This window comes from Paractinoplanes durhamensis, from assembly GCF_016862175.1.
In the GTDB taxonomy this organism is placed as follows: domain Bacteria; phylum Actinomycetota; class Actinomycetes; order Mycobacteriales; family Micromonosporaceae; genus Actinoplanes; species Actinoplanes durhamensis.
The window spans coordinates 1-21,129 of the sequence record NZ_BOML01000058.1 but is presented as its reverse complement, the minus strand read 5'-3'; the positions used below and the strand labels follow the sequence as shown (position 1 = coordinate 21,129).

Below are 21,129 nucleotides of genomic sequence, written 5' to 3'. Positions count from 1 at the left end.
CGGGGCTCCCTGCGGTGATAGGCAAACTGACTAACAGTTGCTCGGACGGTAGGCACAGGCCTCCCCCGTGTCAAGACCCATCAAGCAGGCTAGACCACCCCATCGATGCCTATTGATAAACCTGCTTAACTGTTCTAGCGTCACTGCCCATCACGCGCGTGATCCCCTTCATCCCCCCTCCCCACAGGAGTGCCATGAAACGCGTGAGGGCAATCGCCTATGCCTCACTTGGCCTGGTCATCCCCGCTGCAGCCATCGCGTACGGGCTGCTTCCGGCCAGCGCCGCAACAGCCGGCCCGATCAAGGGACTCGGTAACAAATGCATCGATGTCGCCGGGGCGTCGAGCGCCAACGGTGCCGCCGTGCAGCTCTACGACTGCAACGGCAGTGCCGCCCAGCAATGGACCGTCGGGAACACCGACAACACCATTCGGGCGCTCGGCAAGTGCCTCGACGTCACTGCCGCATCGACCGCGAACGGAGCCAAGATTCAGCTCTACGACTGCAACGCCACCGGCGCGCAGAAGTGGACGGTGTCCAACGGTGCGCTGGTCAACAGCGGATCGGGCAAGTGTCTCGACGTGACCGACAAGAGCACGGCGAACGGCGCCCGGCTCCAGATCTGGACGTGCTCGAACACCACGAACCAGACTTGGGTCATGCCTGGTGGAACGAGTCCCACAACGCCACCCACCTCTGCCCCAACAGGCAAGAACCTTGACGATCCGGCGAAGAAGGACGTCGCCATGCAGATCGTCTCGGCGGCCGAGAACTCGTCGCTGAACTGGCGGGCCCAGTTCGCCTACATCGAGGACATCGGGGACGGGCGCGGCTACACGGCCGGCATCATCGGGTTCTGCTCCGGGACCGGGGACATGCTGGAGCTGGTGGAGGCGTACACGGCGACCAAGCCGTCGAACGTGCTCGCCAAATACCTGCCGGCCCTGCGCAACGTCGACGGGACCGACTCGCACTCGGGCCTCGACCCCAACTTCACCAAGGACTGGAAGACCGCCGCGGCCGACACCGTGTTCCAGGCCGCCCAGGAGGCCGAGCGCGACCGGGTCTACTTCAACCCCTCGGTGCGCGACGGCAAGAGCGACGGCGTGCGGGCCCTCGGCCAGTTCGCCTACTACGACGCCTCGGTCATGCACGGCTACGAGGGCTTCCGGTCCATCCGCAGCCGCGCCCTGACCAAGGCCAAGCCGCCGGCGCAGGGCGGGGACGAGCACGCCTGGCTCACCGTCTTCCTGAACGAGCGGGTCGTCGAGATGAAGAAGGAGGAGGCGCACTCGGACACGTCGCGGGTCGACACCGCCCAGCGCGTCTTCCTCAACAACGGCAACGTCGACCTGAACACGCCGCTGGACTTCGCGGTCTACGGCGAGAGCTTCCACATCGGCTGAGCCCGGATGCCCGGGGCGCGACGTGTCCCGGGCATCGGTACCTTGTCGGTCATGGTCGATCTCCTGCTCGGCGGCGCGGCGGCCGTGCTGCTCATCGCCGCCATGGTCGTGCTGTTGAAGGGCGAGCGCCGGCCGGCGATCTCGGTGGCCCTGATCGTGCTGGCGATCGGCACGTTCGCCGGGGCGATCTTCCACTACCAGTCCACCCCGGCCGCCGTCCTTCCCGATCTGCCGATCGCCTCGGCGGCGGTTTCGCCGGCCGCCAGCCAGGGGCTGGGCACGGCGACGCTGCACGTCGAGGTTCCGATGGGTACGGGCGACAAGTACCCGCAGGGCGCCATCTGGCTCGATCCGCCCCGGGCCGGCACCGACGCGTACACCGGCGACCTCTCGCTGCTCTGCTCCACGCCCGGCAAGACCGATCACGATCAGAACTGCACCGGCGCCGACAAGCGGGTGTGGACCGCCGAGCCGCTGGCGAAGCGGGCGCTGATCAGCCCGGCCACCGGCGACCCCTTCGCCGACCCGGCGGCCTGCGCGGAGAGCAACGGTGCGGCCTACCAGGCGGGGTATCTGGAGCTGGCCGCGGGCAAGGGGTACTGCGTCCGGCTCACGGGTGACACCGGCCGGACCTTCGCGCTGCGGATCCCGTCATTTCCGGTCGAGCTGCCGCTGCCGGCCGCGCTGAAGGCGGACATCGCGGTCCTCGGGTGAAAACCGACAGAGCGGACATGGTTGTCCGCCTCTCGAAACGTCCATTAGGTTCAGTTCGTGTCAACGATGGTGCCTTCGCTCTTCGCCGGGCTGGTCGATGACGCCTCCTTGCTCCCACCCAGCTTCATCAGCCTCCGCGACGCCATGGTCAAACACCACGAGCATCGCGACGCCTGGTTCGCCGCCCTCCTCGGCCCGCTGCTGATCCCGGCCACCCTGGTCAGCATCGAGCCGCCGGCCGGGGAGTTGCCGGTCGCGCTGGTCGGCGACGTCCCGGTGAGCGCGGTGCCGATCGCGGTGGAGAAACTCCGGTCGGCCGGCGCGGTGGTCTCCCACGTGGAAGTGCCGGTGGCCCGGCGCGGCGAGGACCCGCAACCCGGGCTCACCGCCCTGCGCACGCTGGCCGAGCAGGACAAAGACCTTCAGGTGTACGCCGAGATCCCGCTCAGCTGGGGACTCCTCGGCGCGCTCGACACGGTGACCGAGTGCCGGGCCGCGGGCCTGCGGATCGCCCCCAAGTTCCGGGTCGGCGGGCTCGCCGCCGAGCTGTTCCCCACCCCGGTCGAGCTGGCCGCGGTGATCTGCGCCTGCCGCGACCGGGAGCTGCCGTTCCGGCTGGCCGCGGGCCTGCGGCACGCGATCCGGCACACCGACCCGGAGACCGGCTTCACCCACCACGGGTTCCTCAACGTGCTGGCCGCCGCGATCCTCGCCACCGAGGGCGCGGAGGTGGCCGAGGTGGCCGAGGTGCTGGCCGCCACCCACCCGTTGCCCCTGGTCGAGCCGTGCCGGGCGCGGCGCGACGAGACCCGGCCGCTGTTCGTCGGCTTCGGCGCGGCCGGGGTGGTCGAGCCGCTTACCGAGCTGATCCGGCTCGGCCTGATCAATGGCGGTCCGGAATGAGCAACATCTACTAACCTCGTAACCGTGTACGCGGGAGGTCACGCTATGTCGATGGTCGCTGTGACACGCCTCATCCAGGCGCCGGTCGCCTCCGTCTGGCAGGTGTTCACCGATCTGTCGAGGCGCGGTGAGTGGTTGTCCGCCGTCGCCCGGGTCGAGGTGCTCACCGAGGGGCCGTTCGGGGCCGGCGCGGCCTGGCGGGAGACCCGGCGGATGGCCGACGGCGGGGAGATCACCGAGGAGTTCCGGGTCTTCGAGTGCGTGATCCCGGACCGGTTCGTGGTCAAGTCACCGGGCATCGGCGCCGACTACAAGATGACGTATTCGTTCGTGCCGGTCATCTCCGGGCGGCATCGCGGCGGCACGATGGTCACCGTCGTGCAGGACGGGGGCGCCACCGCGCCGGTCGGCCGGATCCTCGCGCTGATCTTCGGCGGTCTGGCCGCGGAGACCGCCGAGGGTGCCCTCCGCCGAGACCTGGACGACCTCGCCGCGGTGGCCTGACATACTCTCGCCTCGTGCGAAAGGTGCTGCTGCGGTCGCTGTCCGCGCTTGTCGTGGCCGCTGCGGCGGTGCTGGTCGGCTGGCGCGTGCTCGCCCCGGCCGAGGTCCTGGCCGGCGTCGAGCCGCCCTATCCGGTCGACTCCACGATCCGGCCCGGCGTCACCGGGCGGATGCCGGTGGCGCCGCTGATCGTCGACGAGCGGATCCGGGTCTACGCCTCGAAACGGCAGATCCGGGCGGACGCGCCGGTGCACGCCGAGACGGTCTACACCGCGATCTGGTCGTTCCGGCGATGGCCGGAGCAGCTGTCCGGGGTGGTGGCGGCCGGCCCGACGGTGATCAGCCGGTGGACCGACGGGGATCTGGTGGCGATCGACGGGCGTACCGGAAAGATCTCCTGGCGGGTCTCCGGCACCAAGCCGGCCGACGGGTTCGCCGGTCATCGCACCGGCGCCGACACGGTCTGGCGACCGGTGGGCATGCGGGTGGCCGGGGACACCGTGCTGGTCACGGCGGGTGCGCACGTTGATGCGTACGCCATCAATGGTGGAACCCGGCGCTGGACCGCCGCGCTCTGTGCCGACGGTTTCACCACCGGCGGTGGTCGTTATGTCTGTGCCGACGGCGCGTACGACACCGCGACCGGCACCAAGATCGCGTCCTTCCCGGCCGGGCCCTACACGCCGCTCGCCTGCGATGTGGCGTCGTCCGGATGCCGCGGGCTGCGGGACGGCGCCGGTCAGGGCTGGCTTTCCGGCGCGGCGACGCTGCGTCGCGCCCCGGCCCTCGACATGGCCGGCAGTACCGTCGCCGGTGACCTGGTCTTCCAGCCGAAAGCCGACGCGCTGGTGGCGGTCGACCCGGTCAGCGGTGCGTTCGTCCGGCGCTATCCGGCCGGGGCGCAGGTGCTGGGCACGGCCGGCGACATCGTCGTGCTGCTCACCGCGGACCGGCGGCTGATGGAGGTCGCGGCCACGGCTCGGGGGAAGGGGCGGCTGATCTACGCGGCGGCCTACGGGCCCGAGACCCGCAAGTGGGATGTCGGCGGCGTGCAGGTGACCTCGCGGTTCGTGGCGATCGAGCGGCTGGCCCCGGGCGGGCCGAAGAGCCCGGATACGCCTGGTTATTACTACTCGGTCGACACCGTGCTGGTGGCGGAGGTGTGATGCGGGAAATTCTGACCGGGCTCGTGATGGGGGAGTCGGCCCGCTGGCACGACGGTGAGCTGTGGTTCTGCGACTGGGGTGCGGGCGAGGTGATCCGGCTGGCCGGGTCGACGCCCGCGGTCGTGACCCGGGTGAGTGGGCTGCCGTTCTGCATCGACTGGCTGCCCGGTGGGGACCTGCTGCTGCTCGACGGGCCGGGGGCGCGGTTGCTGCGATCCGGCGAGCTTCACGCCGACCTTTCCGGCATCGACGGCCGCCACCCGTGGAACGACATCGCCACCGACTCGCGGGGCAACGCCTTCGTCAACAACATCGGCTACGACTTTCCCGGCGGGACGCCCGGGCCCGGCCTGATCGCCGTGGTGACCCCCGATGGTGCGGCCCGAGAGGTGGCCGACGGCCTGGAGTTTCCGAACGGGATGGCCGTCACGCCGGACGACCGCACGCTCATCGTGGCCGAGTCGCACGCGTCCCGGCTGACCGCTTTTGACATCGAGGCCGACGGCTCGCTGAGCAACCGGCGGGTGTGGGCCGACCTGCCCGGCGTGGCCCCCGACGGCATCTGCATCGACTCGTCCGGGGCGGTCTGGTACGCCGCCGTCCCCAACCAGCACTGCCGCCGGGTCCGCGAGGGCGGCGAGATCCTGGACACGATCGCGCTGCCGGACGGTGCCTTCGACTGCGCCCTCGCCGGCGACGAGCGGACGCTCTACGCGCTGACCGCCGACTACACGAATCCGGCCGCCATGTTCGGCGGCCGGACCGGGCGTTTGTTCGCGATTTCGCTGAGCTGAGGGCTCAGGCGGTGGCGGGCTTCTCGAAGACCGGGGCCTCCGGGTCGACCCGGCGGGAGTGGCGGAAGCCGAGGAAGGTCAGCACCAGGAAGACCAGGGCGCCGGCGAAGCTGGCGATCGCCGAGTAGAGGGCGATCTGGCCGAACTTCCAGAAGGCGTACGCGTTCAGCAGCATGCCGCGCAGCGTCTCGCCGCGGAACAGGGTCTGCACCTGGGCGGCCAGCTTCTCGTCGTCCGGGTTGGCCTGCGCCTCGGTGCTCACCTGGGAGTAGGTCTTGCCCCCGGCGATCTCGCTGAGGTGCACCTTGATGAAGTGGTCCGCGTACGCCTCGGCCTGCGCGCCCGTGGTGAGCTGCTTGCCGGCGTACTGGTTGAGGTAGGGACCGATCTCCTCGGACTTCAGGGCGTCGCTGCCCTTGGCCGGGAAGTAGATCTGCTGGGCGGCCAGCTGGTCGTGCACCGTGGAGTTGGCGAAGTTGTAGCCCCACGTGAGGAGACCGCCGGCGATCAGAAGGCCGACAGTGAGGACCCCACCTATGGCGGTAAGGATGAGGTCGAAAGTCCTGCGTCGCATCGTGAACCTCGAAGCTCGTTGATTGATTTCGCAAGCAAATTCTGCGATCAATCAGGGCCCGGTGATCAGTGCCGTAGATCCCGGCTCCGGGGGCCGGAAGTCCTCATCCGCCAGGTGGCGAGCAGGTAGTGGCGCTTCAGCGGCGCGGTCACAGCCCGCCGCCGAACGCGAGGCGCAGCCGGGCCGCCGCCGCGTCGGCGTTGCGCCGCAGGCGGGCGACCTGGGCGGTGAGCGCGGCCGTGCCGGACTCGGTGAGCCGGTAGTAGCGGCGCAGCCGGCCGTCGACGGCCTCCTCCCGGTCGACCTCGACCAGGCCCTGCTCGGTGAGCCGGTCGAGCGCGCCATAGAGCGTGCCGGGCTGCAGGACGACCTCACCCTGGGACAGCTCCTCGACGACGCGGATCACGCCGTAGCCGTGGGTGGGCTCGGCGGCGAGGGCGGTCAGGATCAAGAACGTGGGTTCCCGCATGCACCCGACGCTACCTCGGACGATATATAACGGCAAGCTTAGTATCCGACCTGCCGATCCCGGAGATCGTCCCCAGGGGCGTACGCTGCCGCCGACGTTCTTGATCATGGGGGCTTTTCCGTGCGTACCAAAACCCTGCGTACCGTGCTCGCCGCGGCCGTTCTCGGCGGATCCGCCGTCACCATCGGCTACCTCAGCACCGGCTCCGCGTCGGCCGAGGTGGTGCCCGAGACGCTGCCGGCCTCCGCGCGGCACAGCATCCCGGCCTTCACCTCGCTCAAGGACGTCGTGGTCGACCCGGTCCGCCGGCACGTCGCGGTCAGCGACGGCAGCGGCGGCCGCCTCGCCGTGCTGAACTACGACGGGACGACCGCGGTCGAACGCACCGGCCTGACCGGCGTCAACGGCTTGAAGTTCGCCTCGGACTACGGCCGGCTCTACGCCGCGGTGCCGGGCGCCAACGCGGTCATCGCCTACGACGCCGCGACCTTGGCCGAGGTCAAGCGCTACCCGGTCGGCACCGGCGTGCTGCCGGAGAAGCTCGCGTTCGCCGGCGACAGGCTGTGGTTCTCCTACCAGGGCCCGAGCGTCCCGACCATCGGCGGCCTCGGCTCCCTCGACCTCACCGACGGCACGGTGACCACCCGGCAGATCGACGGCCTGCAGTGGGCGCCGCTGCTCGCCTCGAGCCCGGCCAAGCCCGACCTGCTCGCCCTGGCCGCCGACAACGAGTCGAGCGGCAAGGTCGAGGTCTACAACGTTGCGTTCGACACGACCAACCCGATCTCCTACCGCTTCTTCGAGGTGACCGGGCTCCGCGACATCGGCTTCAGCCCCGACGGCAGCCTGTTCTTCGCGTCCGGCTGGGGCGGCACGCAGTTCGCCACGGTCAGCGAGGCCAAGCCGGCCGGCACGATCACCAACCCCGGCTCGGTCCAGACCGTCGGCGTCTCCCCGGCCGGCCTCATGATCGCCGGCCTGCCCGGCGGCAGCACCTCCGAGCTCAACTTCGTGGCGGCCGGCGACACCACCACCACGAAGCGGTGGAAGATCGTGCCGGCGCCCTACTCGACGAACAAGGTCGCGTGGGAGCCGGGCGGCGGCAAGCTCTTCACCTTCGTCGGCGACTCGGGCGGCGGCGAGTCGATGTGGGTGCTCGACGACCCGGCGCACACGGCCACCGCGCTCAAGGTCTCGGCGCCGGCCACGGCCGCCCGGGGCGCCCAGGTCATCGTGGCGGGCACGCTGAGTGGTGGGCTTCCGGCGGGTACGAAACTGAGCGTTACGCGTACGGACGAGGAGTCGCCGCAGGGTTCGGCACTGACCGCGGTTGCCACCGATGAGGATGGCGCCTTCACCGTCGTCGATCAGCCGCCGGCCGGCGGCACGGTCAAATACACCATTGCGTACGCCGGGGACGGCACCTTCCGCTCCGCGACCGCGACCGCCTCTCTTACCGTGACCAAGACAGCCTCGGTCGTGACGCTGAGTCCGAGCGGGACGGTCTACAACTACGGCACGACGGTGGGTTTCACCGCGCACCTGGGCGCCGCGTTCGCGAACCGCACGGTCGAGATCTGGGCCGATCCGTACGGCTCCGACCAGGCCAATCGGCTGCTGCGCAAGGTGGCCGCGGACGCCGGCGGCAACGTGACCACAAGCCTGCGGCTGACCCGCAACACCACGGTGAGTGCGGTCTACGCGGGTGACAGCCGGTATGCGGCCCGAACCGTCCGTTCGACGGTCTACACCCGGGTCGGCGTCACGACGGCGGTCACCAAGCAGTACGCGACCAGCGGCGGCTACTACGTGTTCCACAAGACCAAGAACCCGGTCTTCACGACGACGATGACGGCCGCCGCGAAGCGAAAGCAGAAGCTGAGCTTCGAGGTGTATTCCGGCGGCAAGTGGAAGCCGTGGAAGAGCTACATGCTGACGCTGAGCAGCGCCGGCAAGTCGACCTACACGCTCACGGGCACCCACACGATCAACGCGAAGTACCGAGTGCGCGCGGCCTACGTGACCACAACATCAGGCGACAACCTCAACTACACAACGTACGGCCCCTACCGCTACTTCACGTTCCGCAAGTGACTGCGGGTGGCCGACGTGATCGCCACCCGCATCGACCGCGGCGACCTGGGGCCTCGCTGCGGCAGCCAGCGGCCGAGATCCAGGGAAACGGGCTCTCGTCGCGCTCCCGACGCCCCGACATCAAGAAAATCGAAATCCTGACCCGCGCGCGCAGACCCCGCAATCAAGGACTTCGCATCGAGGGCGGGAAATTCAAGTCGGCTTCAGGGCGGCGGGGCTGGTGCCGGTGGCTACGGACGGTTGCTGATTCGCAGGACCGGGTTGGGCTTTGTTACGTCGGCGAAGAAGTCGTTGCCCTTGTCGTCTACCACGATGAACGCGGGGAAGTCCGCTACCTCGATCTTCCAGACCGCTTCCATGCCCAGCTCCGGGTACTCCAGGACCTCCACGTGGCGGATGCAGTCCTGGGCCAGGCGAGCGGCCGGGCCGCCGATCGAGCCCAGGTAGAAGCCGCCGTATGACTTGCAGGCCTCGGTGACCTTTGTCGAGCGGTTTCCCTTGGCCAGCATTACCAGCGAACCGCCTGCGGCCTGGAACTGCTCCACGTACGCGTCCATGCGGCCTGCTGTTGTCGGGCCGAACGAACCTGACGCGTAACCCTCGGGGGTTTTCGCCGGGCCCGCGTAGTAGACCGCGTGGTCTCGCAGGTACTGGGGCATGGGCTCGCCTGCGGCCAGGCGTTCGGCGATCTTTGCGTGGGCGATGTCCCGGGCGACCACCAGCGGGCCGGACAGGGACAGGCGGGTCTTCACCGGGTACTGGGTGAGCTCGGCCCGGATCTCGGCCATCGGGCGGTTCAGGTCCACCCGGACCACCGGGCCCTCGTCCAGCTCCACGTCCGGCAGGAAGCGGGCGGGGTCGGTCTCCAGGCGCTCCAGCCACACGCCGGACGGGGTGATCTTTGCGGTGGCCTGGCGGTCGGCCGAGCAGGACACCGCGATCGCCACCGGGCAGGAGGCGCCGTGGCGCGGCAGGCGGATCACCCGGACGTCGTGGCAGAAGTAGCGGCCGCCGAACTGGGCGCCGATGCCGAAGTCTCGGGTCAGCTCCAGGACCGCGGCCTCCAGCTCCACGTCGCGGAAGCCGTGGGCCGCCATCGTGCCGTGCCGCGGGAGGTTGTCCAGGTATTTCGCGCTGGCCAGCTTGGCCGTCTTCAACGCGTACTCGCCGCTGGTGCCGCCGATGACGATGGCCAGGTGGTAGGGCGGGCAGGCCGAGGTGCCGATCAGGCGCAGCTTCTCGTCCAGGAACTCCATCATGCGCGCGGGGTTCAGCAGCGCCTTGGTCTCCTGGTAGAGGTAGCTCTTGTTGGCCGAGCCGCCGCCCTTGGCCATGAACAGGAACTTGTAGGCGTCCGGCTGGCCGCCCGGGTCCTCGGCGTACAGCTCGATCTGGGCCGGCAGGTTGGAGCCGGTGTTCCGCTCGTCCCACATGGTCAGCGGGGCCAGCTGCGAATAGCGCAGGTTGAGCCGGGTGTACGCCTGGTAGACGCCCTGGGCGATGGCCTCCTCGTCGGTGCCGTCGGTGAGGACGTGCCGGCCGCGCTTGCCCATCACGATCGCCGTGCCGGTGTCCTGGCACATCGGCAGCACGCCGCCGGCCGCGATGTTCGCGTTGCGCAGCAGGTCCATGGCCACGAAGCGGTCGTTCGGCGAGGCCTTCGGGTCGTCGATGATCGACCGGAGCTGGGAGAGGTGGGCCGGGCGCAGGTAGTGCGCGATGTCGTGCATCGCCTCGGCGGTGAGCTGGGTCATCGCCGACGGCTCGACCGTCAGGAATCGGCGGCCGCCGGGGCCGTGCACGACGTCCACGCCTTCGTCCGTGACCAAGCGGTACTCGGTCAGGTCGTCGCCGATCGGCAACAGCGGCGAGTACGAGAATGCGGCGCCTCTGCTCATGACGGGCAAGCCTAGGTCAGCCGCCCCGGGACGCGCGAACCGCGTCGCGCGTGCCTACATACCAGTTCGGTCAAGCGAACGGCAGGTAGGCCATGTCGCGGCCGTCGACAACGATCATTCCGCCCGGTCCGGTGGCGAAAATCTTGGCATTCGTCCGAACCTCGGTGAGAAGTTTCCCGCTGGACGGGGAGAGTGCGGCGACCCGGCCGGGTTTCGTAGTGACAATCACCACGGCGTTCGGGGTGAGGGCCGCCCCGCCCGAGGTGAAGGGCCGGGTCCAGGCGGTTCCCCCGCTCGCCAGCGAGAGACAGCGCAGCGTCGATTTGTCGGCGGTGCGGACGACCGCGTAGGAGTCGTTGACCGCCTGGACCTCTTCGCCCTTGGCGCCGTGCCAGAGAATCCGGCCGTCGTGCGCCGCGATGAGCTCCTGCCGGCCGACCGGGTCGACGCCGAGCACCACGTCCTCGCCGCCGGCCGGGTCGCGGTCCTGCTTGCAGCCCGACCCGTTGGCCGCGGTCCGCAGGTTGAGCCCGTCCCGCTTCCAGACGGTGCCGCCGCCGGGCGGGTCGCTGGCGACCACCCCGAAGTAGCAGGTGCCGTCGGCCGAGGTGCCGGTGACCGTGAGGACCCGGCCGCCGGCGACCGAGATCCGCTGGTCACTGCCGGGTTCGGCGGTCTGCACGAGCTTGCCGTTGGCGGTGTCGATGATCCGGACCTTGCCGTCGTCGGGCAGCCCGATCAGGGCCGGCATCTGCCGGGCGCCGGCCACGTCGTCGTCGATGCCGTTCGCGGTCATCGGCTTGGTGTCGGGCAGGTCGGGGTTGGCGGCGTCGAGCACGAACCCGATCCCGCCGGTGCTGACCCGCCAGCGGGTGTTGCCGCGGGTGTCCCAGGCGGTCAGCTCGCAGTCGCTGCCCTTGCCGCAGCGCAGGTCGAGGATGCCGGTGCGGTAGGTCCAGACCGCGGTGGCCTCGGTGTCGGCCCGCCGCACGGCGCCGCTGCGCGGGTCGAGCACCTGGTAGCCCTTGGTGAGCAGCCGCCCGGTGACGACCACCGCGTCGTTGCCCTCGCCGGCCACGTCGGCCCAGTCGGCGTCGTTGCCCCACAGCTTGATCCCGGCGGTGAGCCCGTAGGCCTCGATCGAGGTGCGGTATTCGACGATCACCGCGTCGCCGGCGATGCTGACGCTCTGCGGGCTGCCGCCGATGGTGCTCTGCCAGCGGGCGACGCCGGCGGCGATCGGCTCGCTGGTGTTGAACCAGGCCCACCACTTCGGCCAGGGGTTCCAGGTCTTGCTGGTGGCCAGCACGACCAGGACCACGACGATGGTGATCAGCGTGTATCCCATGCGGGAGCTGCCACCCGACGCCATGGTCGACACGCTAACTAGATCAATCGCTCATGCGAGGGAATGCGATTTGCCCGTGTCGATCGCTTATGCCCGGGATGCCGCCTGAACCAGCGGCAGCGTGCGGTAATGGATCAGCTCGGCCAGGGCGATGATCGTGTGCGCCCGGACGATCCCCTCGTAGCCGACGATCTGGTCGATCACCCGCTGCAGATCGGCGTGCGAGCGGGCCACGATCCGGCACAGCACGTCGCCGCCGCCGGTGATGGTGTGCGCCTCCAGCACCTCGGGGATGTCGGACAGGTGCGCGGCCACCGCGGTATGCCCGTACCGCTGACTGATCTCCAAAGTCACGAAGCTCATCACCCCGAAGCCGATGGCTTCGGGAATCACCTCGGGCCCGAAGCTTTTGATCGCGCCCCGCGCGATCAGCTTGTCCAGCCTTGCCTGCACGGTTCCGCGGGCGACGGAAAGACGCCGAGACATTTCCAGTACGCCGATGCGCGGCTCGCCGGCCAGCATCTCCACCAGCCGCGCGTCGAGCGGGTCGAGCTGGACAGATTGCTCAGTCATACCCGGAAGTTACCGTACGAATTGCGCAGAGTGCCCAGCGTAAATGTTCACTGTTGCCCAGCCCGGCGCGCGCGGGCAGCCTCGGCACATGACGCAGATGATGGAAAGCGAGACCCGCAAAGCCGACGTCTTCCCCGTCAAGGGCGTCGACTACCTGCAATTCCTCGTGGGCAACGCCAAGCAGGCCGCGCACTACTACTCCACCGCGTTCGGCATGCGGTGCGTCGCCTATCGCGGCCCCGAGCAGGGCTACCGCGACCACGCCGAATACGTGCTGGTCAGCGGCTCGGCCCGGTTCCTGGTGACCGGGGCGGTGCACGCCGGGTCGCCCGGGGCCGAGCACGTCACGAAGCACAGCGACGGCATCTACGACATCGCGCTCGAGGTGCCGGACGTGGACGCCGCCTACCTGCACGCGATCAACGCGGGCGCCCGCGGCGTCACCGAGCCGCACGACGCCACCGACGAGCACGGCACGGTCCGGCTCGCCGCGATCGCCACCTACGGCGACACGATCCACTCGCTGGTCGACCGCTCGAAGTACGACGGGCCGTTCCTGCCCGGCTTCGTCACCCGGGATCCGATCGTGACCCCGCCGGAGAAGCGCTACTTCCAGGCCGTCGACCACGTGGTCGGCAACGTCGAGCTCGGCCGGATGGACGACTGGGTCGAGTTCTACGGCCGGGTCATGGGCTTCACCAACATGGCCGAGTTCATCGGCGACGACATCGCCACCGACTACTCGGCGCTGATGTCCAAGGTCGTCGCGGACGGCCACCGCAAGGTGAAGTTCCCGCTGAACGAGCCGGCCATCTCGAAGCGCAAGTCGCAGATCGACGAATACCTGGAGTTCTACGGCGGCCCCGGCGCGCAGCACATCGCGATCGCCACCAACGACATCATTCGCAGCGTGGACGCCATGCGCGCGGCCGGTCTCGAATTCCTCGACACCCCCGACTCGTATTACGACGACCCCGAGCTGCGGGCCCGGATCGGCGACGTGCGGGCGCCGATCGAGGAGCTGAAGAAGCGGAAGATCCTGGTCGACCGGGACGAGGACGGCTACCTGCTGCAGATCTTCACGAAGCCGGTGCAGGACCGGCCGACGGTGTTCTTCGAGCTGATCGAGCGGCACGGATCGCTCGGCTTCGGCAAGGGCAACTTCAAGGCGCTCTTCGAGGCGATCGAGCGGGAACAAGAGTTGCGCGGGAACCTGTAACACTGTCCGCGTGACTCACCCGCAGGGATATGGGCCACCACCGGGATACGGACCTCCGCCGGCGGTGCCACCGGGCTATCCGCCCCTACCGCCGGGCTACTTCTACGTGCCGGTTCCGCCGCCGGTTCCGCTGAGCCCGGCCGGTGTTCCGCTCGCTGATTTCGGTACGCGTCTGGTCGCGTACATCATCGATATGTCAATTCTTTCCGCCGTTTTGCTCGTGCTGGCCATTCCCGGGTTCTTCGTGCTGTTCAAGGCACTGCCAAACCCGGACACCTACGTGTACGACGACAGCCCCGACCGGATGTTCCGCGATTTCGTGGGGCCGATGCTGCTGTTCGAGCTGGCCCTGTTCGTGGTGATGCTGGTCCTCTACTACCTGTATGCGGTGGAGTGGATGATCCGCAGCGGGCAGACGCTCGGCAAGAAAGCGATGAAGATCCGGATCGTGCCGATCGAACCGGGCGCGCGACTCACCCGGGGGATGGCCGCCAAGCGTTACCTCGTCGAGTACATCGCCGGGAGCTTCGTGCCGTTCTTCAGCTACCTCGACGGGTTCTGGCAGTTGTGGGACAAGCCTTACCAGCAGGCCCTGCACGACAAAGCGGCCGGGACCGTGGTGGTTAAGGTTTCCCCATGAGCTCGTTGCCCGCCGGCTGGTACAAGGATCCGGCCGACCCCACGACCCAGCGCTACTGGGACGGTGAGGGTTGGCTCGGTAAGGCCATCCCGGCCGACGCGGTCCCGCCGGACGGCCCGCCGCCGGTCGAGGAGGAGCCGCCGCCGGTTCCCGCTGCCGAGGAGGCCGCGCCGGTGACCCCGGCGACCGCGCCGCCGCCGGCCTGGATGCCGCCGCAGCAGCAGACGCCGCCGCCCGGCTGGGGCCCGATGCCGCCACCACCTCCGGGCTGGCAGCCCCCACCCGGATGGCAGCCGCCGCCGGGAACCCAGCTTCCTCCCGGGGCTCAGCCGCCGCCCGGTGGTTGGCAGTACGTGCCATACCCCGTCGAAGCGCGGCCGCACGGCTTCGCGCTCGCCGGGCTCGGCCCGCGGCTGGCCGCCCGGCTGCTCGACATCCTCGCGGTGCTGCTGCTCAACGTGGTCGTTAACGGCTACTTCGCCTACCAGTTCTGGCAGGAGTTCCTGCCGACCTACCGGGCGAGCATGGACGCGGTCGCCAACGGCGGCAGTGCGTTCGACGTGCCGCAGGCGTCCGGCCGCACCGACGGTCTGCTGTGGGTGATGCTGATCGTGGCCACCCTGCTCTGGCTGCTCTACGAGGCACCGGCCACCGCGAGCAGCGGCCAGACCCTCGGCAAGCGCCTGATGCGGATCAAGGTGGTCTCGCTGGAGAACACCGAGCCGCTCGGGTTCGGGCGCGCGTTCGGCCGCTGGGCCCGGCTCGGGCTGTGGACCCCGGCCTGGGGTTGCGCCGGGTTCGGCCTGGTCATGCAGTTCGTCGACTCGATCTCGCCGCTGTTCGACCAGAAGCTGCGGCAGGCGTTCCACGACAAGACGGCACGTACGGTCGTGATCGCGCTGCCGCCCGACCATCAGCAACCCGTCGACGCCGCCACCGGCTCCTCCTCGAAGGGCTCCTCGGAATGACCCGTCTCACTCGCGCCGACCTGGACGGTCTGCCCGCCTACGTGCCCGGCCGCAGTCTCGCCGATCTGACCCGTGAGCTGGGTATCGCCGAGGCGATCAAGCTCGCCAGCAACGAGGTCCCGTACGGTCCGCTGCCCGGCGTGCCGGAGGCGGTGGCGGAGGCGATGCTGCAGTCGCACCGCTACCCCGACATGGGCGTGGTGGCGCTGCGCGACGCGCTCGCCGAGCGGTACGGGGTGGCCGCCGACCGGATCGTCACCGGCTGCGGCTCGGTCGCGCTGGCCGAGACCCTGGTCAGGGCGACCTGCCTGCCCGGCGACGAGATGGTCTACTCGTGGCGCTCGTTCGAGGCGTACCCGATCATCTCGGCCGGGGTCGGCGCGGCCAGCGTGCGGGTGCCGAACACCGTCGAGTACGGGCACGATCTGCCGGCGATGGCCGACGCGATCACCGACCGGACCCGCCTGGTGGTCGTCTGCAACCCGAACAACCCGACCGGCACCGCGGTGCACAAGGCCGAGCTCGACCGCTTCCTGGCCGAGGTGCCGTCGGACGTGCTGGTGGTGCTGGACGAGGCGTACCGGGAGCTGGTCACCGACCCGGACGTGCCGGACGCGATCGAGACGTACGCCGACCGCCCCAACGTGGTCGTGCTGCGCACCATGTCGAAGGCGTGGGGCCTGGCCGGCCTGCGGATGGGCTACCTGGTGGCGCAGCCCGAGGTGGCCGCGGCCCTCCGCAAGGTGCTGACCCCGTTCTCCACCAGCATGGTCGCGCAGGCGGCCGCGCTCGCCGCGCTGGCCCAGGAGGACGAGGTCAAGCGCCGCTGCTCGCTGGTGGTGGCCGAGCGGGCCCGGGTCACCGAGGCGCTGCGCAAGCTGAACGTGGACGTCCCGGAGAGCCAGGCCAACTTCGTGTGGCTGCCGCTGGCCGACAAATCCGCGGCCTTCGGCGCTAGCTGCGAGGGGCGCGGGGTGATCGTGCGTCCGTTCCAGCCCGATGGCGTACGGGTGACGATCGGCACGCCCGAGGAGAACGACGCGTTCCTGGCCGCCGCCGAGATCGCGCTCGACCAGCTTTCCTGAATCAGTGCACCGGGACGCCGGCCAACTCCGCCTCCGCGCGGTGGTGGTCGGCGTCGTCCAGTCGGCGCGGGAAGACTGTCCGGGCCGCGATCACCAGGATCAGGGTGACCACGGCCAGCGCCGCCGCGAGGACCGGCAGGGTGCCGAGGTGGCCGGCCGAGGTGAGCCGCTCGCCGACGAACGCGCCGCCGCCGATGCCGATCTGGAACGACACCACCTGCACCGCGGACGCCGCGTCCCGGGCCCGCGGCGCGATCCGCAGCACGGCCGAGGCGAAGCAGACCGGGATGGCGCAGAACGCGCCGCCCCACAGCAGGGTGGCGACCACGGTCGGCACCGTGCCGAGCACCGGGGCGAGCGCCGCCACCGACACGGCCATGACCGCGAGCAGCACGGTCAGCGCCGGTCCGGGCCGGCGGTCGACGAAGCGGCCGACCGCATAGCTGGCGACCAGCGCGGTCGCCCCGTACCCAAGAAGCAAGGCACTCAGCCCGGCCCCCTGCAGATCGCCGTCCCGGCGGGCCAGCGGGGCGATGTAGGTGTAGGCCGCGAAGTGGCCGATGACCAGCAGCAACGTGATCGCGCAGAGCATCGCGACGCGGGGTTCCCGGATGATCGCGATCGAAGCGCGCAGTTGGGCGCCGACCCGGGTCTCGCGGTCGTGCGGCAGCGGGTCGAGCTTCGGCAGCACTCGGGCCAGCAGCAGCACGCAGATCGCCCCGGCGGCCGCGGTCACGCCGATCGCCACCCGCCAGCCGAGCCACTGCCCGATGGCGGTGCCGAGCGGCACGCCGCCGACGATGGCCAGCGAGTTGCCGATGAACACCATCGCGGTGGCCCGGCCGGCCTGTCCGGGCGGGGCGAGCCGGGCGGTGATCGGCCCGAGGATCGACCAGAACACGCCGTGCGCGAGCGCGCAGATCAGCCGGGTCAGGCCGAGCGTCAGGAAGGTCGGCGCGAAGGTCGCCGCGGCCTGCGAGACCACGAAGATCACCATGGTGATCGCGATCAGGGTGTGCCGCGGGACCCGCATGGTGAGCGCGGTCAGCGGGATCGTGCTCACCGCCGCCACCACCGCATAGCTGGTCAGCAGCAGCCCGACGTCGGATTCGTCGACCGAGAGACCCCCGGCGATCTGCGGGAGCAGGCCGACCGGCAGGGTCTCGGCGGTGACGTAGCAGAAGGCGGAGGCCCCGAGAACGGTCAGCGCCGGGCGGTTGAAGGTCACCATCGGCAGAATAGGCTCTTGATCAGAGCAAAAGAAGGGATCCGGTTGTGACGACGCGCTCAACCGAGCTGCTCCGGGTGGCCCACGCCCGCCCGGGGGTGACCCGGGCCGACGCCGCCCGGCTGCTCGGCGTGGGCACCGGCGCCGCCACCGAGATCGTGAGCCGGCTCGCCCAGGCGTCGCTGCTGGCCGAGGCGCCGGCCGCGCCGAGCGGAAGCCGGGGGCGGCCCACCACGCTGCTGGTGCCGCACCCGGCCGGGCCGCTCGTGCTGGCGGCCGCGATCACCCACGAGGGGTGGCGGATCGACGTGGTCGAGCTCGGTGGCGCCACCCTGACCTCGGTGGGGGCCAACCACGCGAGGTCCGGGTGGGATGCGGTGCAGGCGGCCGTCACGGCCGCGGTTTCCACGCTGCTTGATGCGTACGGCCTACGCCTGCGCGCCATGGGCGTCTCGGTGCCCGGCACCGTGTCGCCCGACCAGCGCCTGGACGCGAGCACCCTGGGCTGGCACGACGTGGATCTGACCGAGCTGTGGCCGGGCCCGGTGTTCGCGGCCGGCAACGACGCGTCGCTGGCCGCGGCGGCCGAGTCGACCCGCGGCGCGGCGGTCGGCGCGACGGTCGCCCTGCACCTGCGGATCGAGGGCGGCCTGGGCGGCGCCGTGGTCGACCACGACAAGGTGCTGGTCGGCGCGCGTGGGGCGGGCGGGGAGTTCGGGCACATGCCGTTCGGCGATCCCGGCATCGTCTGTCCCTGCGGCGCCCGCGGATGCTGGGGGACCGCGGTGGACGGCACCGCGATGGCCCGGATGCTCGGCCGGCCGGCCCCGCCCGACCCGGTGACCTACGCTCGCCGGGTCATCGCCGGCGACACCGAGCCGGAACGGGCCGCGGTCCGCGCGGTGGCCGCCGCGCTCGGCCGGGGGATCGCCGGCCTGGTCAACGGCCTCGACGCCGACCTGGTCACGCTGGGCGGCATCGGCGTGGACCTGCTGGCCGCGATGCCCGGCGAGATCGACGACGCCTATCGTTCCGGGCTGATGGCGGTGCACCGCGCGGCGCCGCCACCGATCCGGCCGGCCAGCCTGGGCGACGACGGCCCGATCGCCGGCGCCGGCGAGGAAGCCTGGTCACGGCTGTTGCCGCAGCTCGCGTAACTCATTCCCGCACCCGTTCCAGCTTGGTCCAGCGAGCCCAGCCGCGCTCGCGCATCAGCTCCATGAGCCGCACCGCCCGCGGGTCGGACTCGATGGCGAACGCGTCCATCAGGTCGAACGGCAGATCGTCCTCGGCCTGGCCACCGGTCTCCTCTTCGCCGCTCTCCTCGGCCAGTTCGACCATCAGGTCGGCGACCTCCGGCAGCCGCGATTCGTCGCCCGGGTCGCCGTCGAGGGCGTCGGAGAGCAGACGGTAGAGCCGGACGACTCGCGGATCCTCGAGTTGCGCGATCTTGTAGGGAATCCAGTCGCGGGGGTAGTCCGGCCAGCGGGCGCCGACCAGGATCCACCCGTCCCGCTCACCGGCCACCATCCGCTCCGACGCCCCGATCGCCCGGAGCCGGTCGAGATAGGCGACCACCTCGGGCGGGAGCACCAGACTGTCGCCCGCCGCGAGCCGGCCGATCTGCTTGCGGCTCGTCTCCAGCCGCTCGATCTCGTCGCGCAGGTGGTCGTCGATCCGCTGGATCGCCTCGGCGAACGTCGCCGGGTCGGCGTCGAGCATCGCGCGGACCCGGGCGAGCGGCACCCCGGCATTCGCGATCGTGCGGATCTTGATGAGGGCCACCACCGCCGTCGCGGTGTACGTCCGGTAGCCCGAGGCGTCCCGCTCCGGCTCGGGCAACAGGCCGATCTGGTGGTAGTGCCGGACCGTCCGCACCGTGACACCGGCGTACGCCGCCAATTGACCGATCGTCAGCATGCTCAGATCCTGCCCCCTCTTCTACGGTAGGCGATGTTGGCGAAGACCTGGGCGACGACCAGGAGGCCGACGCACCAGGCGAGGGCGGTCCAGATGCCGGTGCCGATCGGCCGCTGGGCGAGCAGGTCACGGATGGTATCGACGATCGAGGTCACCGGCTGGTGCTCGGCGAAGGCCCGCACCGGGCCGGGCATGGTCGCCGTCGGCACGAACGCCGAACTGATGAACGGCAGGAAGATCAGCGGGTAGGCGAACGCGCTGGCACCGTCCACGCTCGACGCGGTGAGCCCGGGGATCACCGCGAGCCAGGTCAGGGCCAGGGTGAACAGGATCAGGATGCCGGCGACCGCGAGCCAGGCCGGCAGGCCCGCGCCGGACCGGAAGCCCATCAGCACGGCGACGCCGACCACGATCACCAGCGAGCTCAGGTTGGCGACCATCGAGGTCAGCACGTGCGCCCACAACACGCCGGACCGGGCGATCGGCATCGACTGGAACCGCTCGAAGATCCCGCCCTGGATGTCCATGAAGAGCCGGTATGCGGTGTACGAGATGCCGGACGCGATGGTGATGAGCAGGATCCCGGGAAGCATGTAATTCACGTACGAGATCGAGCCGGTGTCGATCGCGCCGCCGAACACGTAGACGAACAGCAGCATGATGGCGACCGGGGTGATCGCGGTCGTGATGATCGTGTCCAGGCTGCGGGTGACGTGCCGGACGGTCCGCCCGGTCAGCACGGCGGTGTCGGCGAAGAAATGCGTGGTCACGATCGTCCTTTCACGAGGGTGAGGAAGACGTCCTCCAGCGACGGCTGCTTCTCGACGTACTCGACCTTGGCCGGCGGCAGCAGCGCCTTGAGCTCGGCCAGGGTGCCGTCGACGATGATCCGTCCCTCATGGAGGATCGCGATCCGGCCGGCGAGCTGTTCGGCCTCGTCCAGATATTGGGTGGTCAGCAGCACGGTCGTGCCGCCCTCGGCGAGCTTCCGGACGGCCTGCCACACCTCGAGCCGCGCCTCCGGGTCCAGCCCGGTCGTCGGCTCGTCGAGGAAGACGACCGGCGGGTTCCCGATCAGGCTCATCGCGATGTCCAGCCGGCGGCGCATGCCACCGGAGTAGGTCGCCACCCGGCGCCCGCCCGCCTCGGTCAGCGCGAAACGCTTCAGTAGGCCGTCGGCGATCGGGCCCGGGTCCTTGAGATGCCTCAGCCGGGCTACCAGGACGAGGTTCTCCCGCCCGGTGAGGATCTCGTCGACCGCCGCGAACTGGCCGGTGAGGCTGATCGACTCGCGGACGTCGGCGGGCTGTGCCGCCACCTCGAAGCCGTTGACCCGGGCGGTGCCGGCGTCGGCCTTGAGCAGTGTGGCGAGGATCCGGATGACGGTGGTCTTGCCCGCGCCGTTCGAGCCGAGCAGGGCGAAGATGCTGCCCCGGGCGACCTCGAAGTCCACGCCGCGCAGCACGTGCAGGTCCTTGTATGACTTTTCCAGGCCCCGGACCTGGATTGCCGGTGGATTACTCATGCGGCCAGCATCGGGGCCTGACGCTGCGTCAGGGTCAAGCCCCTCCGGGACTTTGGTCCTGCCGTTATGGGATCTGCGGCCCGGGTGCGCCGGCCCGTAGC

Annotated in this window: 21 protein-coding genes; 12 read left to right on the top strand and 9 right to left on the bottom strand. The window is 70.2% G+C overall.

From position 1 onward, the window contains the following. Window positions 1-194 precede the first annotated feature (194 nt). The 6 genes from Adu01nite_RS48630 to Adu01nite_RS35485 are packed head-to-tail and all read left to right on the top strand — an operon-like array spanning window position 195 to window position 5,487. Window positions 195-1,406, top strand: coding sequence for a chitosanase (locus tag Adu01nite_RS48630; protein WP_203733687.1), 1,212 nt, complete (start codon window positions 195-197; stop codon window positions 1,404-1,406). Between the two features lie 51 nt (window positions 1,407-1,457). Further along, a complete protein-coding gene (locus Adu01nite_RS35505) occupies window positions 1,458-2,120 on the top strand; it encodes a hypothetical protein (RefSeq protein ID WP_203733686.1) in 663 nt (220 codons plus the stop codon). Between the two features lie 57 nt (window positions 2,121-2,177). Then, window positions 2,178-3,023: a hypothetical protein gene (locus tag Adu01nite_RS35500; RefSeq protein WP_203733685.1), complete on the top strand. Its 846-nt coding sequence runs from the start codon at window positions 2,178-2,180 to the stop codon at window positions 3,021-3,023. Between the two features lie 51 nt (window positions 3,024-3,074). Beyond that, window positions 3,075-3,527 (top strand): SRPBCC family protein, encoded by a 453-nt coding sequence (locus tag Adu01nite_RS35495; RefSeq protein ID WP_438871111.1) that lies wholly within the window; start codon window positions 3,075-3,077, stop codon window positions 3,525-3,527. A 14-nt stretch (window positions 3,528-3,541) separates the two neighbouring features. Continuing rightward, on the top strand, window positions 3,542-4,693 hold the full coding sequence (locus tag Adu01nite_RS35490) for an outer membrane protein assembly factor BamB family protein (RefSeq protein ID WP_203733683.1): 1,152 nt from the start codon (window positions 3,542-3,544) through the stop codon (window positions 4,691-4,693). Next, complete coding sequence (locus Adu01nite_RS35485) at window positions 4,693-5,487, top strand: SMP-30/gluconolactonase/LRE family protein (RefSeq protein WP_203733682.1); 795 nt, start codon at window positions 4,693-4,695, stop codon at window positions 5,485-5,487. Before Adu01nite_RS35490 ends, Adu01nite_RS35485 begins: the two co-directional genes overlap by 1 nt. A gap of 4 nt (window positions 5,488-5,491) precedes the next feature. Here Adu01nite_RS35485 and Adu01nite_RS35480 read toward each other — a convergent pair whose 3' ends face one another. Both Adu01nite_RS35480 and Adu01nite_RS35475 read right to left on the bottom strand, forming a co-directional pair. Then, window positions 5,492-6,061 carry a hypothetical protein gene (locus Adu01nite_RS35480; RefSeq protein WP_203733681.1) on the bottom strand — a complete coding sequence of 190 codons (570 nt, stop codon included), beginning with the start codon at window positions 6,059-6,061 and terminating at the stop codon, window positions 5,492-5,494. 148 nt (window positions 6,062-6,209) lie between these two features. Then, on the bottom strand, window positions 6,210-6,530 hold the full coding sequence (locus Adu01nite_RS35475; protein WP_203733680.1) for a PadR family transcriptional regulator: 321 nt from the start codon (window positions 6,528-6,530) through the stop codon (window positions 6,210-6,212). 120 nt (window positions 6,531-6,650) lie between these two features. Between Adu01nite_RS35475 and Adu01nite_RS35470 the strand changes: the two genes are divergently transcribed. Beyond that, the gene (locus Adu01nite_RS35470) at window positions 6,651-8,624 is read left to right on the top strand and encodes a YncE family protein (protein ID WP_203733679.1); all 1,974 of its coding nucleotides are present in this window, start codon (window positions 6,651-6,653) and stop codon (window positions 8,622-8,624) included. A gap of 230 nt (window positions 8,625-8,854) precedes the next feature. Here Adu01nite_RS35470 and Adu01nite_RS35465 read toward each other — a convergent pair whose 3' ends face one another. The 3 genes from Adu01nite_RS35465 to Adu01nite_RS35455 form a co-directional block, all read right to left on the bottom strand. Continuing rightward, window positions 8,855-10,522 carry a fumarate hydratase gene (locus Adu01nite_RS35465; protein ID WP_203733678.1) on the bottom strand — a complete coding sequence of 556 codons (1,668 nt, stop codon included), beginning with the start codon at window positions 10,520-10,522 and terminating at the stop codon, window positions 8,855-8,857. A 70-nt stretch (window positions 10,523-10,592) separates the two neighbouring features. Continuing rightward, entirely contained in the window at window positions 10,593-11,894 is a 1,302-nt protein-coding gene (locus tag Adu01nite_RS35460; protein ID WP_203733677.1) for an outer membrane protein assembly factor BamB family protein, read from the bottom strand. 63 nt (window positions 11,895-11,957) lie between these two features. Beyond that, complete coding sequence (locus tag Adu01nite_RS35455; RefSeq protein WP_203733676.1) at window positions 11,958-12,443, bottom strand: Lrp/AsnC family transcriptional regulator; 486 nt, start codon at window positions 12,441-12,443, stop codon at window positions 11,958-11,960. Window positions 12,444-12,531: 88 nt separating this feature from the next. Between Adu01nite_RS35455 and hppD the strand changes: the two genes are divergently transcribed. Genes hppD through hisC form a run of 4 tightly spaced genes read left to right on the top strand, consistent with a single transcriptional unit; the run spans window position 12,532 to window position 16,355 of the window. After that, entirely contained in the window at window positions 12,532-13,662 is a 1,131-nt protein-coding gene (hppD, locus tag Adu01nite_RS35450) for a 4-hydroxyphenylpyruvate dioxygenase (protein ID WP_203733675.1), read from the top strand. A 10-nt stretch (window positions 13,663-13,672) separates the two neighbouring features. Next, the gene (locus tag Adu01nite_RS35445) at window positions 13,673-14,302 is read left to right on the top strand and encodes an RDD family protein (protein ID WP_239132940.1); all 630 of its coding nucleotides are present in this window, start codon (window positions 13,673-13,675) and stop codon (window positions 14,300-14,302) included. After that, a complete protein-coding gene (locus Adu01nite_RS35440; protein ID WP_203733674.1) occupies window positions 14,299-15,270 on the top strand; it encodes an RDD family protein in 972 nt (323 codons plus the stop codon). Before Adu01nite_RS35445 ends, Adu01nite_RS35440 begins: the two co-directional genes overlap by 4 nt. Next, window positions 15,267-16,355 (top strand): histidinol-phosphate transaminase, encoded by a 1,089-nt coding sequence (gene hisC, locus Adu01nite_RS35435; RefSeq protein WP_203733673.1) that lies wholly within the window; start codon window positions 15,267-15,269, stop codon window positions 16,353-16,355. Before Adu01nite_RS35440 ends, hisC begins: the two co-directional genes overlap by 4 nt. A gap of 1 nt (window position 16,356) precedes the next feature. On the opposite strand, the gene Adu01nite_RS35430 is transcribed toward hisC, so the two are convergent. Next, on the bottom strand, window positions 16,357-17,586 hold the full coding sequence (locus Adu01nite_RS35430; protein ID WP_203733672.1) for an MFS transporter: 1,230 nt from the start codon (window positions 17,584-17,586) through the stop codon (window positions 16,357-16,359). A gap of 44 nt (window positions 17,587-17,630) precedes the next feature. Between Adu01nite_RS35430 and Adu01nite_RS35425 the strand changes: the two genes are divergently transcribed. After that, window positions 17,631-18,740, top strand: coding sequence for an ROK family protein (locus tag Adu01nite_RS35425; RefSeq protein WP_203733671.1), 1,110 nt, complete (start codon window positions 17,631-17,633; stop codon window positions 18,738-18,740). Between the two features lies 1 nt (window position 18,741). Here the strand turns inward: Adu01nite_RS35425 and Adu01nite_RS35420 are convergent, their stop codons facing one another. Genes Adu01nite_RS35420 through Adu01nite_RS35410 form a run of 3 tightly spaced genes read right to left on the bottom strand, consistent with a single transcriptional unit; the run spans window position 18,742 to window position 21,028 of the window. After that, window positions 18,742-19,503: a MerR family transcriptional regulator gene (locus Adu01nite_RS35420; protein WP_203733670.1), complete on the bottom strand. Its 762-nt coding sequence runs from the start codon at window positions 19,501-19,503 to the stop codon at window positions 18,742-18,744. A gap of 2 nt (window positions 19,504-19,505) precedes the next feature. Continuing rightward, window positions 19,506-20,273 carry an ABC transporter permease gene (locus Adu01nite_RS35415; RefSeq protein ID WP_203733669.1) on the bottom strand — a complete coding sequence of 256 codons (768 nt, stop codon included), beginning with the start codon at window positions 20,271-20,273 and terminating at the stop codon, window positions 19,506-19,508. Further along, window positions 20,270-21,028 carry an ABC transporter ATP-binding protein gene (locus Adu01nite_RS35410; RefSeq protein WP_203733668.1) on the bottom strand — a complete coding sequence of 253 codons (759 nt, stop codon included), beginning with the start codon at window positions 21,026-21,028 and terminating at the stop codon, window positions 20,270-20,272. Before Adu01nite_RS35410 ends, Adu01nite_RS35415 begins: the two co-directional genes overlap by 4 nt. Window positions 21,029-21,129 lie beyond the last annotated feature (101 nt).

Bases quoted from the DNA above. Each gene is read 5' to 3' on its own strand.
- Adu01nite_RS48630 (WP_203733687.1), top strand. From the start codon at position 195: ATGAAACGCGTGAGGGCAATCGCCTATGCCTCACTTGGCCTGGTCATC.
- Adu01nite_RS35505 (WP_203733686.1), top strand. From the start codon at position 1,458: ATGGTCGATCTCCTGCTCGGCGGCGCGGCGGCCGTGCTGCTCATCGCC.
- Adu01nite_RS35495 (WP_438871111.1), top strand. From the start codon at position 3,075: ATGGTCGCTGTGACACGCCTCATCCAGGCGCCGGTCGCCTCCGTCTGG.
- Adu01nite_RS35485 (WP_203733682.1), top strand. From the start codon at position 4,693: ATGCGGGAAATTCTGACCGGGCTCGTGATGGGGGAGTCGGCCCGCTGG.
- Adu01nite_RS35480 (WP_203733681.1), bottom strand. From the start codon at position 6,061: ATGCGACGCAGGACTTTCGACCTCATCCTTACCGCCATAGGTGGGGTC.
- Adu01nite_RS35475 (WP_203733680.1), bottom strand. From the start codon at position 6,530: ATGCGGGAACCCACGTTCTTGATCCTGACCGCCCTCGCCGCCGAGCCC.
- Adu01nite_RS35465 (WP_203733678.1), bottom strand. From the start codon at position 10,522: ATGAGCAGAGGCGCCGCATTCTCGTACTCGCCGCTGTTGCCGATCGGC.
- Adu01nite_RS35460 (WP_203733677.1), bottom strand. From the start codon at position 11,894: ATGGCGTCGGGTGGCAGCTCCCGCATGGGATACACGCTGATCACCATC.
- Adu01nite_RS35455 (WP_203733676.1), bottom strand. From the start codon at position 12,443: ATGACTGAGCAATCTGTCCAGCTCGACCCGCTCGACGCGCGGCTGGTG.
- hppD (WP_203733675.1), top strand. From the start codon at position 12,532: ATGACGCAGATGATGGAAAGCGAGACCCGCAAAGCCGACGTCTTCCCC.
- Adu01nite_RS35440 (WP_203733674.1), top strand. From the start codon at position 14,299: ATGAGCTCGTTGCCCGCCGGCTGGTACAAGGATCCGGCCGACCCCACG.
- hisC (WP_203733673.1), top strand. From the start codon at position 15,267: ATGACCCGTCTCACTCGCGCCGACCTGGACGGTCTGCCCGCCTACGTG.
- Adu01nite_RS35430 (WP_203733672.1), bottom strand. From the start codon at position 17,586: ATGGTGACCTTCAACCGCCCGGCGCTGACCGTTCTCGGGGCCTCCGCC.
- Adu01nite_RS35420 (WP_203733670.1), bottom strand. From the start codon at position 19,503: ATGCTGACGATCGGTCAATTGGCGGCGTACGCCGGTGTCACGGTGCGG.
- Adu01nite_RS35410 (WP_203733668.1), bottom strand. From the start codon at position 21,028: ATGAGTAATCCACCGGCAATCCAGGTCCGGGGCCTGGAAAAGTCATAC.